The following is a 14,759-nucleotide window of genomic DNA, read 5'->3' on the forward strand; positions in this document are numbered from 1 at the left end:
GTCGGTGAAGATGTAGTCGATGGAGTTGTTGCATATACCACAAAAATCACTTGAAGAATTTGTGGAAACTAAATAATTATTATCAATCCCTTGCCCCCAATATATTTTGGATATATCTAGTATTTTCCTTTCCAGAAGCTTTCTAGCCGAATTTTCAGTAAAAAGCGATGGTAAAAATAAAGTCCCACTAATATTACCCATTTTTCTATCTAAAGTAAATTTATACATTTTAGAAGTTCGAATGAGTGAAGATGTAAACCATAACATAAGCAGCCTTAATTTTTTGCTTTTTATTCTTGTCGTGTATCATAGACAAGTATGCTACGTTTCTTCTTGGATAAAAATGATGCACATGTGTTACCCCGTGCGATCTTAGAGGCTGCTGTGTGTTATATCCCTCCGGCATCCGATCAGTGGGAAACCACCAGGGTATCTCCATCTCTTCTATACGCCACAAGAGATCTAAATCCCATTGATCAGGCTTTTTTTCATGTCTCTTGCGGCCCACAGTGTAGTTGATCAAAACCGGCACCTGCCGCGCCCTTTGGATCACTTTACCCAGTGCGCTGTCGAACACCGTCTCCCAGGCCCGCTCCAGGCTGCGCTTTTCGAGGACTACCCTGCAGGAAGGGCAGGAAAAGCGACTGCGCACCTTGCCGGCCTCTTGGTCTACCGCCACTTCCCAGAAAATCATCTCTGCACCGCACTCCGGGCAGGTAAAAACATCGGACCATACGGTATAGTTGATCTTCCCTAGAACAGGCTCATCACCGGCACTTTTTTGCACCTTGCCATCCACCACATGCCTGGTTTCGTACATCCATCCCAGTTCCGCTTCCACCTCAGCCAGGATGCGCTGGGCATCCTGCTCAAATTCTCCTATATCTACCGGGTTGTTGTAATTATAGGCAATGAATGTGGCTGCAGGTGAGAGATCCCCCAAGCACTGCCCGCCGCGCCCCCCATTTTACCCCGGGTATCTCCTGTTCTACCTGGAGCTTCAACTCAGGATCAGGGCTGCCGCAAAGCTGTGCAGCTACACCGGTCATTCCGGTGCCGCAGAACCCGTCAAAAATCAGATCCCCGGGCTCTGTGTAATGAAGGATATAGCGCATTATTGCGCGATGGGGAACCTTGGTATGATAGGAATGGGCATTGTAGATGGGGTCATTCTTCCCCTCAGAAACATCTGAAGCAAAAGGCTCCCTGTGATAATTATCAGCAGCCGAATCAAATGGCTTGCCATAGCGATCAACAAAATTCAATAAGAATGGATTGGGACAGGCGGTATAATACGGCGGATCCGACAACTTGATGATCTCCTCATCCCTACCCAGAGGAAAACCCTCCAGCCGGCGTACCTGATCCAGATCTGCAGCTGTGAGTTTTTTCTTATCGTTTTTATCCACTCTTTCTTCTTCAGTTGTTTCAGTTACCTTTAACTGTTTTTGCACATTTTTACGCCCCTTCTATTCAATGATCATCCTGACCTTTTCATGGTTGCGGCCATGTAAAACATCAGCAAGATATTGAGCAAACCTGCTTTTTACCTCTTCTACCGTACAGGGGCCGCCATCCCCGGCCAGGACCTCTTTTAATCCACTTACAGAAAAAGTCACCCCATCTAACCCCTGAAAAAGCAGCTGCATACCCTGAATAAAATCCTCGCGGATCTCACCAGGCAGCTTTCCCCTGGCCTGAAACTTTTTCACTGCCCGCTTTTGTTCTGTTTCCAGAAGTTCAAAACTGGAGGTGACGCCGGGATCAGCTACAAAATCCAGCATAATGCGGCACCAGCTGTCCAGCATGTTGTCAAGCTCTTCGTCCAGCTGAGAGAGTACCAGGCCCACCGCTGGAAACTCCCACTCCTCTGCGGGCCGGAAATGGCAGTGTGGGCAAATTGCCTGCACCTCTAGCTCCTCCTTTGTCAGGTCGGGACAGGCGATAAGAGACCGCACTTTATTCAAAAGCCCCCGGTACTGATTACCGGGCAGATATTTGATCTCACTTAAGTCTTTGAGGATTTCAAAGCGGCTATCTTGTAGAAATCTGGCCATTCTCTCCTCCTCTCTCCTGTTCAGCCGCCTCTTTCCGTGAAGGTGAATGTATTCCTCAATATACCTCTTTTTCAGGTCCCTGGCTTTCCTGGACATCTCCTGGCGAAAAGAGCTGGCCACAAGCTTTTTGCGGTCCTGGAGTCCCCCCTGAAACTCAGCTCTTAACTGTTGCAGATCTTGCACTAAGGGATGATCAACTGAGAGAACAGCCTCCGCAGTCATCAGGTAGGCTCCGTAGGGTCCCAGTTCCCGGGCGAGCAGGGCGATCTTATCAACATCCTGAAGCCTCTCCCGGATATCGAGCTGGTGGACAATATCGGCCTCCTGATAAGGGAACTGTTTCAGCCTGCCCACGGAATTATAGCGTCTCAGGCTTTCCAAAAAGGACTTATGCTCACCCGCAAGCTTCCTGTACCCATCCTGTACCTCACCGCTGATCAGGTTTTTCCCCCAACAGGGCAGACCTCCGGTGATCTCTTCCTGGAGGAAGAGCACCTGTCTGGAAGTACGCAAAGCAGCTTCCTGGATTCCCCTGACTGCTTCTTCGCGGGTGGATTCATTTTTGATCAAGCCGGGTGGAAGCCCCAGCAGAACAAGAAGCCTTTCCAGGGCTGGAATATTTAATGTAGGGGGTATTTTGTAGTATCTGAAATTAATCAAATCATCAAGATTGATGCGGGTCATATCCACCAGATTGCCGGCATTGATCTCCCGGCCTGCAAGGTTAAGAACAATATCACCCCTGTATACTAAAGCAGCCAGCACCACCACAACAAACTCCGGCTCCAATTTAAAGAATATATCCCGCTCAGCGCGGTCAGGCCCTGCGATGAGTTCCTCCCGGTTCACCACCTGACTGCCGCCCTTTTCTCTCAAAACGTCAAGAAAGTAATTGGCATACTGGCTTTTTTCAGGAGCAATCTCTTCCCCATCCAGCAGCTGCAGCCCCTCCAACACCCGCGCACCGAGCCTGCTCTGCCCGGTTGCCAGACATTTAATGGCCTCTTCGATACTGGGTTTCAGGTTCTGTCGTGTCAGCAGCACCGGGAAGGAGGGATAGTCGGGATACTCCCCTGCAAAATACCCGCCCAAGCAAAAGCTGGCCCCCTGATCGATTATTTCCTTAAAGGAACCGGCGCTCCTCCCCTGCAGTCTTTCCGCAAGTGGTTTTTTGCTGCCTTGATATGTAACCGCAAAAGCGTTTGTTATGTTTTCCAACAGGTATGAAGAGAGTTCACCCAGATACTCCTCACCCTTCTCTCTATAAATAGGGCGGTCAGGTGTGGGGGCGATCTTCATCATCTCCATCGCACCACCGAAGAGTTTCAGTTTCTCAATAAACTCCGGTGACCGCTCTTTTAGATAGAAAAACACCTCATCGGGCCGCTCCTCATCTGTGAAAGGCGGTGGATCAAAGGGCTGCAGGAAATAAATATAATAGTCCTGTGGCGGCTGGGCTGTTGACCTTTCATTGGGTGCACCAAAAAAGAGGTAGCCGGTTCTGGTCACCTTCTTTTCTTGCCATACAAGATCATACTCCCAAATAGAAACCCCGGAAACATAGGTCTCATCTGAGCACTGCATCACCCGGCGCAGCAGTGCAAAATAGTACTGGTCCAGCATGTAGTCGCTCAGGTCCCCGGCCCGCTCACAAATCAAAACATCCGGGTCCTCCCCACCCTCCACCTCAAGAAAGTACTGGTGGTTCTCTTTGTTGTAGCCGATGAATTTCCCGCTGGTGAGCCTGCGCATCTCCCCCAGGAGGGTGTTGATGGTGATCACCTGGAAGTCCGCATTCTGTTCCGGAAGCCCAGGGATGAGCAGGGCTACCCCCTCCTTTAATCTCTTCAGGTGCCAACCCCATCCTGACATTGATTTCACCTGTGGTAAGGCGGTGGACGCTCAAAGCGCTGAGGATCCTCAGGCTGCTCTCTCTGGAGACAGGATTGAGGACCCCTGTGCGGAGCTTTTCCTCAACGACATTTGCGGCATCGATCACCTTCTTCACATCGGGATCGGTCCTTAAAGTGGGGTTCTCCTTGATGAAGCTCCAGTAAGAATCAAAGGAGACCAGGCCCGGGTCATCCTCCGGGACATCTTGGTCCAATAACCTCCTGATGTGCAGGCTGATCGTCTTTAAGATCTCCCTCTTTTCGGCAATATAGACCCTCTCAAAAACCTCCAGATAAGCCGGATGGACTGGATAAAGGTTTACGAATTCGTGCATATTAGCTGCCATACGCTCAAAAAGGCCGGCAAATTTCTCCAGGTGACCCTTGATCATGGCGCGCTGTGTTTCATTTTTCTTGAGCAGCCTCTGCTCCACAACATAGGCCACATCTTCCCTGGCAATCTTCACCTGTTCAAAGCGGTCCTGGACGCGGCGCAGCGATTCCGCAACAAACTGGAATTTGGGGTTATCGAAGAGGGACTCCTGCACCCCAGCTATCACACGGATGCGGGTGTTTTTACACACCTCTCCCAGTTCCCGCAGGAAGCCTAAATCCAGCACCAGGTTGAAATCCTTCCTGCTGTGCAGGTAATCCAGCATCTCATCGATGGCAATGAGCAGCCCCTGCTCCGGGTAAACTGAATAAAAGGCCTCCATCATCTCATAAAGGCAGTCCTTGTTGTTGGTAATCTCTGAGGCTGCTGGGAAGTGGTACTCCACTCCGATTCCCGCCAGGAAACGCTCTAGATTGGAGCAGATGATGGAACGCAGGTCATTGGTGACCGCGCCGATCTCCAGCCTGAGCACCTGAAACTGCCCGCCGATACCGCCCATCTCCTCTTTAACAATGTCGTTGGTAAGATGCTGAAGCAGGCCGCTGTCTCCGGCAACAGAGGTAAGCACAGACAAGAGGTGCGACTTCCCAGTGCCGTAATTCCCCACCACCAACACCCCTTTATTATCATGGGGATAATGAAACTGCAGGTGGGGGATGATCACCTCTGTGATCACCTCAGCCATGCGCTCTGAGATAACATAGGTCTGAACAAGCTGAGCGGCATAATCGGCATCCTCTGAGCTTATTAACTGGATCACGGTTTCAACAGGTTCAAACTGGATAAGATCGCGGTATTTCATTATTATTCTCCCCCTTGATTCATACAGCATACCACCGCATCCACCTGTTCATAACAGCGGTATTCCGGGTGGTGCGGCTCACCATAGGTTAATTTATCTCCGCTGAACACACCAGGCCACCTGACAATGAGCACCTTGTTCCTGCTGTGCTGCAAAAGCATACGCAGAGGATCAAGCTGCAAATCCCTTTGAAAGAGGATTTCAGCATGATCGAAGGCCACCAAATCACCTTCCGCACTTCGTATAATTCTTGCAAAGAGGTCTTGGAACTCCAGAGAGCGGAAGCGCGGCTCAACTTCCAGCAGAGATTGACTGAGCAGTAACCCGAGATTAACGGGTGTCGTACCCAGAGCAGCCATCATCCCTATCCAGCCGTTGGTTTCCTGGATGCTGCTTTCCTTCTGTGGCCTATCACCGGTAACATTTGCGAACAGATCCGCTCGGGATGGGGGTAGTCCATCTGATAGCCCATCTTGGCGCTCAGGACAGCGATGGTCTGCCGGTTGGACTACCTGCATTGATTCCTGTCCCTGTATTGGAGTGTGAGGGGCTTGCTCACCTGGGTCCTGTACTGAAATGGCGGAGGCTTGCTCCGGATCCAGCAAGGTGCCGGGAATAGCAAGAACCAGCTTATAATAACGCGATTGCGCTGTGGCTATGGCCTTTTGGATATTATCTATCAACAGACACATATTCAACACCCCGCTATCTCTGCAATCAAAGGAAAGCTCAAAGCCAAGGAGCCCATTCAAGTGCTCGGCATACCCGCGGGCTATCCCTACTGTCAAGGAGAGCTTCAACATCTGGGAAAGGTCAGAAGTAATTCGGTAATTTGGCAGAGATTTTATTACTAATTCTCTCTTATGTCGACATTTTCCTGTTTTTCAGAACGATAACCCATGTTTGGCTTCGCCAATAGGGGAAAAAGTGCCCGATTGAGTTGGCTGCTCCACCGGGATATCTTATCGCCAACAGGATATCTTATCGCCCCCTTGCCCCCGCAGCGTAACAATGGTATAATCTTGCACAATAGTTAGTATTCTCTAGGGAGGGGGGATACTGAGATGTATTTTCCGCCAAAAAAAGACATGTGGCTGGGAATTCTCGGCTGGGGCGTCTTGCTTGTGAGTCTTATATGGACCATTACCGAGGGGATCGATTGGTATGAGCTTGGTATTTTCATCATCCTTTGGGCCGCAATTTTCGTCTGGATCTGGTTCGGAACCGGATATACCATTACAGATAATTCACTGGAGGTCAAGTGCGGGCCATTCGAAAAACAAATACCCTTCAGCAAAATTTACAGGATCAAGCGTGCCAAAGTTCGCTGGTTCTGTGCTGCACTTTCTTTTTCTGACCTGCTGGAAATCAAATACAGATACGGCGTCGTGTCAATCTCTCCTCTTGATTCTCATAAATTGATCAACGAACTGAAGCAGAGATGCCCGGAATTGGATAACCTAACCTGAATGGTAATGTATTATTATATTTTTATTTTTGCTTGTTTTATGATGCTTTTCAGTGTCTTATAGGTATATTTTTTACTGGATGCGTTACTGTAACCTTCCCTGGTTTTATAGGATCTGCTCTGTAACATCTAGGTACCTAAGTTGTTACCACGGTATTGTAAAGCATGCCACTTGCAGTAAGTAAATTACTCAAGCCTGACCCCATTTCTTTTACGCAAAAAACAACAAGAGAAAGATTATACAGCCAAGAAATGCCACTATTGCGTTCTTCGTAATTCTTAATGTATATTGGCTGTTATCTACACAGGTCAACTCAGCTTGCTTTTGTATTTCATCTGTTTGCTGTAAAGAATTGGCGATAAAATTGGCCAAAATATTGGATAATTCTTTGAATTTAGTTTTAACACCCAGGTGATTATTCTTGAAAATATGGCGTGCCTGTTCCAAAATATCTTGCTTAAACTGACCCACAGATTTAGTCAATACGTTCACTATGCACATAACTATATTTAAGTATTTTGAAACCGGAATGCCTAATGAATTCAAGGGGGAAAAAACTTTATTGAGCATATAGACGATCGATCTAAAAGGCGTTGTAAAAAAATATAAGCTGCCGATATACCAGATAAAGAATATTTTCACCATTTTCAAAAGCAGGCCTTCGAAAACAATATTACTGTGAAATGCCGCTCCCGGAAAAAGCTTATTGACAAGCAAAGATAATAACAGCCCACAAAGGCAAGGAAACACAAAGATTACCCCATAGGCAGCGATATTTTTCAGGACAAACCGGAAATCACTTCTCAGAAAAACCGTGATCACAACCAGGAATAAGGCAAAATATATCAAATCCAGCCGATTATCACAATATAATGAAGCAACACCCAGGAGTATGGCCAGAACCGCCTTTATCCCGGCGTCAATTTCAATATATTTGCCTTTTAGATCAGCTGAATATTCGGGCAAAATATATTCACATCCCTGAATGACTAATACTGCGGCATACAATATGAAGTCGGCTTATATGCGCCTTTAAAAATCTTATAAAAGTTTCCATGCCTTATTCCTTCGAAGGCAATTTGAAACTTTGCAGTACTAAATTATATCTAAAAAGATCTCTCTTTTTTTTAATCTCCTGAACTGTTAACTCACCGATACTCCCGGTGATCAGACCGGTTACCACCGCGGAAATGAGAAGCACAGGAAAATAATACAACATAACTGTCTCTCTAACTATCAATGAAGCAACCGCCAATTGGGCTGTGTTATGGGTTATCGCGCCAATGACGCTGATTCCCTTAATGCTGAATATGCGTGACATTTTTTTATAAACAACCCACATTGCCACAGCACTGAGCAGGCCACCGGCCAGACTAAAAGGCAGCATTGTAATCCCTTTGCTCAATGCCGCAACAACTATACACCTTAGAAAGACGATGATCAGAACATCCTTGAGACTTAAAAAGGCGATGGCGATGATGGTGATAATATTCCCTAACCCAAGCTTAACTCCAGGTACAGGGATGGGTATGGGAATGATCAATTCTAACAGCGAAATGAGGATAGCGTTACAGATCAGAATGATGATGACCGCATCTTTTTTTTTTCTTATTCATCTCTTCTCCTAATAAAGATAAATGTCAACTTCCTGTTCGCCCGTGATGGTGATCACAACTTTGGACGGTATGCAAACCGCTTTATTCCCCGGTTTTGTCAACCAACCGGTATTGACACAGGTTTGATTCGGGCAATTGGATTCTAAAAATCTGATCCTCCCTTTTTCAGCCAGGATAACCTGGTTAATTTCTCCTTTGATATAAATATATTCAGGGTCTTGAAGATCACTGAGTTTAATCTCCTTGATCACCTTACCGTTCTGGGTGATCACTGCGGTGATATTTTCTCCGGGCTTTGCCCCGAAAGCATTCCAGGCAATAAAGATAACAACGATTATTGCTATGCTGACAACTAATATCTTATCTCCAATTTTGAATATATGTATATTCATTGGTTGCATCCTCTAAGGAAAAATTATCCTGCAGTCCAGGCGTCACATATATCTTCTTGTCGTCGGTAATAAAAACAGCTTCTGCCTTGCCATAATACTCAACGAGATCCATTCCTTTCTCCAGACCTAAAACAAAAGCCTTGGACATGCCATCGGCTTCTGTTGAGGAGGAGGCGACAATAGTCACACTCATTAAGCAGCTGTCAACAGGATAACCTGTGCGCGGATCAAAAATATGGCAATAGCGCTTGCCGTTCTCTGTGAAATAACGCTGATAGTCGCCGGAAGTGACCACTGCTTTATCTGTAACGCTGACTACACCAACGAATGTGCCATTTTGACCGCGAGGATTTTGGATAGCAACCCTCCATGCACTCCCGTCGGGTTTGCTGCCCAACACCACCACATGGCCCCCTAAATTGACAAAAGCTGAGGTTATCCCATTGTTCTTATATATTTCAATCGCCAGATCTCCTATATAACCCTTGGCGATTCCACCAAGATCAACCATCTCGCCCTTCATTCGCAAGCCCGCCGAATTTGTCGCTTCATCAATGAGAACGTCCTGGTAATTAACCAGAGAAACCAGTTTTTTCACAAAATCAGCTGCCGGTACCTGAGGATTTTCTGTGCCAACACCCCAGGCTTTAACAAGCGGGGCCACAGTTATATCAAAGGCAGCCCCGCCGCTTAAATCTGAAATTTTGCGCGCACTTTTCAAAATGCTGATTGTTTCCGGATTTAACTCAATATATCCTTCGCCGGCATGATCATTAAGCTTATTAATATCTCCACCCGGATTATTGATCGTCCACAGCGCATCCAATTCTTTTATTTTGGCCGATACTTCATCCGCGGCCTTTTGCGCTTTTGCTCCATATACCTCCTGATGAATGACCGTGCCCAACGCAAAATCCTCAGCCTTAACTGGCCTCTGTTGCCCAGTATCACAGCCTGTTGAAAAAAATAAGAGACTGATGACCAATAGTGTGTAAATAAGTTTTTTCATGTCCGATTCCCCGTGCTCAAATTTATGATAACCAGTGCTGAAACTGCCTGGAGTTAGAGATGCCGAAGCCTACAACCAGGCCCAAATTTATGATAACCGGTGCTAAAACCGAAGATCATCGCCTTGACTCGCGAAGAGATGAAGAACAGCAGGATAAAGACATAGCCAATGGCAACCCTGGCAAGTGATAGGATTGTCGGTTGGCCAGGCTATGTCTTTAAATTCCTTTATGCTCAAGTTATCTCTGTCTCCATTTAATTAGACAGCCTTCTTTATTTCTACGGCATGTGTCTTGTAATCCTGAATTGCATTTCTCCTGCATTTTTCCAAACAGACGCTCTCCTGGCATTTTTCTATACACACATGCGCATCGATAACAGGTAGATTATCCTGCATTGTAATGGCACCGTGAGGGCACAGTTTACTGCATTGACTACACCCGATACAGCCAACGTCACAATACTTGCGTACAACTCCTCCTCTGTCGTGTGAGTTACAGAATACAGCAACATGAGCATCCACGGGAATTAAGTCGATCACTTGCAGAGGGCAAGCAGATACACATTTCCCACAGCCGGTGCACTTCCGCGTATCCACAACCGGCAGTCCCTGGTCATTTAGTTTTAGGGCTCCGAATACACACTGCTTCACACAGGTTCCTAAACCAATACAACCATACTCACATTCTTTGGGACCGTTTTGAAGCAAGCTGGCAGCCAGACAGTCTTCAATTCCTGAATATTGATATTTCTTCTTCGCAGCGCTGATCGGGAGAGCGCAGCGGATAAAAGCTACCCTGGGCTCAATGTCTTTTGCTGCTTTTCCGGTTAATTCAGCTACCATTTGAGCCACCGCTTTTTTGCCCGGGACACATAGATCCGGAGGAACATCTTTATCTAAAACAACTGCTTCTGCATATGCTGCGCATCCCGCAAAACCACAGGCACCGCACTGCCCCTTGGGCAAAATATCCTCGACCACATGAATCAACGGATTCATCTCCACGGCCAGTTTTTTATCCGCAAAGGCGAGCAGCACCCCAAAAAACAATCCCACCAAACCTATAACAGCAATGACAGCAATAACACTTTGCATGATCTTTCTCTGCCTCCCTCTTTAACTGATCATTCCGGAAAAACCGAAAAATGATAAGGCAAGGCATCCTGCCAGGATAAAAGCGATCCCTAATCCTTGAAGTGATTTCGGTACATCCGCCAATCTTAACTTCTCTCTTAAGCTCGCCATCAGAACAAGCGCCACCGCAAAACCAACACCCGAGCCAAACGCATTGACTACACTTTTCCCAAAGTTGAAACCCGATTCAACATTGATCAGTGGCACACCGAGTACAACACAGTTTGCAGCGATCAAAAGAAGGTAAATCCCCCACAGTTTATATAATGTGGGCGTATATTTCTTGACAATCATTTCCAGCAGCTGCACAAAACACGCAATCAGCAAAACAAATGTAATTGTAGTTAAAAATGTGACATTGAGAGGCACCAAAACGTAAGTATACACCAGCCATGCAAACAGTGAACTCAGCGTGATCACAGCTGTGACCGCCATACCCATTCCTACTGATGCATCAAAGTCTTTGGAAACCCCAAAGAAAATACACAGACCCAGGAATCTTGTCAAGACAAAGTTATTAACGATAACTGCACTCATGAACAGCAGAAAATATTCACTCATGCTGCCTCACCTCTCTGTTCTAAGTATTCAGTCAGCATTTTAAAGGCTGCTACCAGGTAGCCTATCAGAATAAATGCACCAGGCGCCAGAATAAAAATCAGCGCCGGCTGATAGGAGCTCGGCAGCACAGTGTAACCGAGAATGGTTCCATTCCCAAATACTTCACGTATTCCCCCAATAAGCACCATGGCCAGGGTAAAACCACACCCCATTCCAAACCCGTCAACAAAAGAAGGCAGGGGGGTATTCTTGGAGGCAAAAACTTCCGCTCTTGCTAATATTATGGCAAAGACCACGATAAGCGACAGGTAGATGCCTAATGCCTTATAGAGCACCGGTGAAAACGCCCGTAACAGTAATTCAACAACTGTTACAATAGTGGCAATGGAAGTGATATAAATCGGTGCGCGCACTTTTGGGTTAACAAAGTTGCGGACAAGGGAAACAACCCAGTTGTTGAGTGTCATAACAAATGTAACACAAAGACCCATGGCTAACGAAGTTTCCACTGAAGTAGTTACCGCCAGTGCAGGACAAAGGCTCAATGCTAATACTAAAATCGGGTTTTCAATGATCAGCCCCTTGGAAAAGTTTGCCCATAATTCCTTTCCCTTCATATCACTTTCCTCCCTTTGCAAACTCACTGACTTCATCAACTGCCTTTTTTACAGCTGAGGTCACTGCTTTCGTGGTAATGGTCGCCCCACTGATTGCTTGGATATTTACCTTATTGCCTGCATCCTTTGTCACCTCTAACTCACTGGATGACTTGCCTGGAAATTGTTCAGTGAAGGGTGCTTTTTCTTGCTTTATCACCCAGGCCTGGTGTCTCTTTAGACTCCAGAATGGTATATTTGAGAATTTTATTATCCGGTCCCACCGCTACCAGCATCTTAATAGGGCCGCCATAGCCTTTGCTTTCTGCAGGAACTATATAGGCGACCAATTTACCGCCTTTAGTAGCTGTATACCATCCCTCTTTACCATCAACTGGGGTGTATTGATCGGCTTCCGTTACCAGGTTTTTGAGAGCCAGGGTGTTCAATTCCGCTTGTTTTGCTATGGCAATATCAGCGGTAAAATAATATACGATTGATATAATTATACCGGCGATAATACAGGCAACAGTCAGATTAAGGGCAATCTTGAATAAACTGTCTCCTTTTTCGGCGTGTTCCGCTGTCACGGCTTAACCTCACTCCTTCCATATTGCATCGGCTGAACAAACCGATCAATTAATGGGGTTACACAGTTCATCAACAAAATTGAATAACACACACCTTCAGGATATCCTCCGACAAGCCTGATCAAAACCGTAAGCGCACCGGCACTCACGGCAAAGATGATTTTCCCTTTTCTGGTGATCGGAGTTGTAACCATATCAGTGGCCATAAAAAATGCTCCCAAAATAAGGCCACCTGCCATCATGTGAAAAATTGGATCCCCGGTCAAAAACCCGTTGGTGCCAAAAAGCCAGGTGAGGATGCCGACGGTTCCAATCATCGCCACAGGCATTACCCAATCAATATAACGCTTATAGATCAGGAACAATCCTCCTAAAACCAGCAATATAACACATGTCTCACCAATGCAGCCGTTTCGCAATCCCAAAAATAAGGATTTATACAGCCCGGCCTGGCTTCCGTAAGTATTTATCAATGCGTCATAACCCTGCAGTTTTAAAATATTTAAGGGTGTTGCACTCGTAACGGTATCTATGGGTGTTGTAACCTTGGTCCAGGTAGTCATCAGTACCGGCCAGGACACCATCAAGGCCGCCCTGCCGATATGAGCAGGGTTGAAAATGTTATAGCCCAAACCTCCCATAGAGTGCTTGGCTACCACGATGGCAATGAAAGAACCGACAATCGGAACAAAGAACGGGACAGCGGGGGGAAGACACATTGCCAAAAGCAGTCCGCACAAAAATGCACTGCCATCAGTTACAGTGATCTTCTTTTTCAATATTTTTTGGGTTATTGCTTCAAAAACAACAGCAGATAGACTCCCCACAGCTAAGGTTTGCAAAGCCGGCATTCCAAAATAATAGACCGCAAAGATCACTGCCGGCAACAAGGCAATGACAACGGTCCACATTATTTTACTGATCGAAACATCAGCAAACATATGGGGTGATGATGAAACAATCATTTTTGCTAATTGATCATCTTTGACAACCTCTGTGCTCACTTAATTAACCCCCTTTTTGGGCTGACATCTGGGCTGACAATTTTTTAGCATACCGGATATAATGAACATTTTTGCGTTTAGCCGGACACATATAAGCACAGCAGCCGCATTCCATGCAATCCAGTAAGTGGTAATCATTCAATGCCTCTTCCACAAGTGATCTTTCCGCAAGAATACTGAGCATACTTGGATTAAGCCCCATGGGGCAGATATCGATGCATTGGCCGCAGCGAATACATGATGCTTCCGGACCATCGTGGATTTCCTGTTTGCTGAAAGCCAGTATTCCATTAGTTCCTTTTATTACAGGAACGTCAGCCGTAAACTGTGTTACTCCCATTAAAGGACCACCCATAATCAGTTTTGCAGGTGGGAATTTAAAACCGCCGCACTGTTCAATAGCATCAGCAAATGTTGTACCAATTCTAAGCAGCAGGTTTTTAGGCTCCTTGATGGCGCCTCCACTCAAGGTAACCACTCTCTCAATCAGCGGAATGCCATTTCTGACAGCATCGCATATCGCTAAGGCTGTTCCAACATTCTGTACAACCACCCCAACACTCATGGGCAGTTTCCCGGACGGAATTTCACGTTTAAGCAAAGTTGTGATCAGCATCTTTTCAGCACCATGGGGGTATCTGGTAGGAACAGCTACAACTTTGACATGATGTTCTGCCAGAGCATCAGTCAAAACCCTAACCGCATCCATTTTATTATCTTCGACCCCAATAATCACATTATCAACCGCCAGGATTTTCTTTATGATCAAAATTCCGGTAGCAATACGCTCAGCATTTTCAAGCATGATCCTGTGATCCGCGGTTAAATACGGCTCACATTCCGCCGCATTGATGATCAGCGTATCGATGGGATTATCCTCAGGCGGTGTCAATTTAATATAGGTAGGAAAGGCCGCCCCCCCTAAACCGACAATGCCGGCATTCTTGATCATTTCTATGATTTCCGTATTGCTCAGGTTTTGCCAATGGCGTTCCGTCGGAATGCCTTCTGCCCATTGATCCAACCCATCACTTTCAATAATGATCGCCAGGCATTCCCCAAAGGATGGATGAGGCTGCTCGGAAATATCAACAACAGTACCGGAAATAGTGGCATGGACATTGCTGGATACAGCACCCTCAGCAGCCGCGGCAATAACCTGTCCCTTCTTGACATTGTCACCTTTATTAACAATGGGCACACTCGGTGCACCGATATGCTGACGAACCGGAAGAATTACTTT

General features: G+C 46.4%; 17 protein-coding genes. 1 reads left to right on the forward strand and 16 read right to left on the reverse strand.

Annotation, left to right across the window (positions count from 1 at the left end; all coding sequences use genetic code 11):
- Positions 1-229: 229 nt before the first annotated feature.
- Genes SSCH_RS21430 through brxF form a run of 5 tightly spaced genes read right to left on the reverse strand, consistent with a single transcriptional unit; the run spans position 230 to position 5,933 of the window.
- On the reverse strand, positions 230-943 hold the full coding sequence (locus SSCH_RS21430) for a TFIIB-type zinc ribbon-containing protein (RefSeq protein ID WP_044665234.1): 714 nt from the start codon (positions 941-943) through the stop codon (positions 230-232).
- Positions 903-1,454, reverse strand: coding sequence for a DNA methyltransferase (locus SSCH_RS21435; RefSeq protein WP_044665235.1), 552 nt, complete (start codon positions 1,452-1,454; stop codon positions 903-905). The genes SSCH_RS21430 and SSCH_RS21435 overlap by 41 nt, the downstream gene beginning before the upstream one ends.
- Before the next feature lie 15 nt (positions 1,455-1,469).
- The gene (locus SSCH_RS16730; protein ID WP_156972215.1) at positions 1,470-3,839 is read right to left on the reverse strand and encodes a DUF6079 domain-containing protein; all 2,370 of its coding nucleotides are present in this window, start codon (positions 3,837-3,839) and stop codon (positions 1,470-1,472) included.
- Entirely contained in the window at positions 3,745-5,145 is a 1,401-nt protein-coding gene (locus SSCH_RS20240; protein ID WP_052835524.1) for a DUF6079 family protein, read from the reverse strand. Before SSCH_RS20240 ends, SSCH_RS16730 begins: the two co-directional genes overlap by 95 nt.
- A gap of 2 nt (positions 5,146-5,147) precedes the next feature.
- The gene (gene brxF / locus SSCH_RS16740; protein ID WP_232294322.1) at positions 5,148-5,933 is read right to left on the reverse strand and encodes a BREX-3 system P-loop-containing protein BrxF; all 786 of its coding nucleotides are present in this window, start codon (positions 5,931-5,933) and stop codon (positions 5,148-5,150) included.
- 276 nt (positions 5,934-6,209) lie between these two features.
- Between brxF and SSCH_RS09415 the strand changes: the two genes are divergently transcribed.
- Entirely contained in the window at positions 6,210-6,614 is a 405-nt protein-coding gene (locus SSCH_RS09415; protein ID WP_044665236.1) for a PH domain-containing protein, read from the forward strand.
- Positions 6,615-6,824: 210 nt separating this feature from the next.
- On the opposite strand, the gene SSCH_RS09420 is transcribed toward SSCH_RS09415, so the two are convergent.
- The 11 genes from SSCH_RS09420 to rsxC form a co-directional block, all read right to left on the reverse strand.
- Positions 6,825-7,580 (reverse strand): energy-coupling factor transporter transmembrane component T family protein, encoded by a 756-nt coding sequence (locus SSCH_RS09420; RefSeq protein WP_044665237.1) that lies wholly within the window; start codon positions 7,578-7,580, stop codon positions 6,825-6,827.
- 94 nt (positions 7,581-7,674) lie between these two features.
- Positions 7,675-8,226 carry a Gx transporter family protein gene (locus SSCH_RS09425; RefSeq protein WP_044665238.1) on the reverse strand — a complete coding sequence of 184 codons (552 nt, stop codon included), beginning with the start codon at positions 8,224-8,226 and terminating at the stop codon, positions 7,675-7,677.
- Positions 8,227-8,238: 12 nt separating this feature from the next.
- Entirely contained in the window at positions 8,239-8,622 is a 384-nt protein-coding gene (locus tag SSCH_RS09430) for a NusG domain II-containing protein (protein ID WP_052835526.1), read from the reverse strand.
- A complete protein-coding gene (locus SSCH_RS09435) occupies positions 8,591-9,631 on the reverse strand; it encodes an FAD:protein FMN transferase (protein WP_044665239.1) in 1,041 nt (346 codons plus the stop codon). Before SSCH_RS09435 ends, SSCH_RS09430 begins: the two co-directional genes overlap by 32 nt.
- A gap of 258 nt (positions 9,632-9,889) precedes the next feature.
- A complete protein-coding gene (gene rnfB, locus SSCH_RS09440) occupies positions 9,890-10,726 on the reverse strand; it encodes an RnfABCDGE type electron transport complex subunit B (protein ID WP_044665240.1) in 837 nt (278 codons plus the stop codon).
- Positions 10,727-10,747: 21 nt separating this feature from the next.
- Positions 10,748-11,326, reverse strand: a complete 579-nt coding sequence (locus SSCH_RS09445; protein ID WP_044665241.1) for an electron transport complex protein RnfA — start codon at positions 11,324-11,326, stop codon at positions 10,748-10,750.
- Entirely contained in the window at positions 11,323-11,943 is a 621-nt protein-coding gene (rsxE, locus tag SSCH_RS09450) for an electron transport complex subunit RsxE (protein WP_044665242.1), read from the reverse strand. The genes SSCH_RS09445 and rsxE overlap by 4 nt, the downstream gene beginning before the upstream one ends.
- A gap of 1 nt (position 11,944) precedes the next feature.
- Positions 11,945-12,142, reverse strand: a complete 198-nt coding sequence (locus SSCH_RS22395; RefSeq protein WP_198142355.1) for an FMN-binding protein — start codon at positions 12,140-12,142, stop codon at positions 11,945-11,947.
- The gene (locus SSCH_RS09455; protein ID WP_198142356.1) at positions 12,111-12,512 is read right to left on the reverse strand and encodes an RnfABCDGE type electron transport complex subunit G; all 402 of its coding nucleotides are present in this window, start codon (positions 12,510-12,512) and stop codon (positions 12,111-12,113) included. The genes SSCH_RS22395 and SSCH_RS09455 overlap by 32 nt, the downstream gene beginning before the upstream one ends.
- Positions 12,509-13,516, reverse strand: a complete 1,008-nt coding sequence (locus SSCH_RS09460; protein ID WP_232294323.1) for an RnfABCDGE type electron transport complex subunit D — start codon at positions 13,514-13,516, stop codon at positions 12,509-12,511. The genes SSCH_RS09455 and SSCH_RS09460 overlap by 4 nt, the downstream gene beginning before the upstream one ends.
- Before the next feature lie 4 nt (positions 13,517-13,520).
- A partial coding sequence (gene rsxC, locus SSCH_RS09465) for an electron transport complex subunit RsxC (RefSeq protein WP_044665243.1) occupies positions 13,521-14,759 on the reverse strand: 1,239 nt, incomplete at its 5' end.

It is taken from the genome of Syntrophaceticus schinkii, from assembly GCF_000946815.1.
Taxonomy (GTDB): domain Bacteria; phylum Bacillota; class DSM-12270; order Thermacetogeniales; family Thermacetogeniaceae; genus Syntrophaceticus; species Syntrophaceticus schinkii.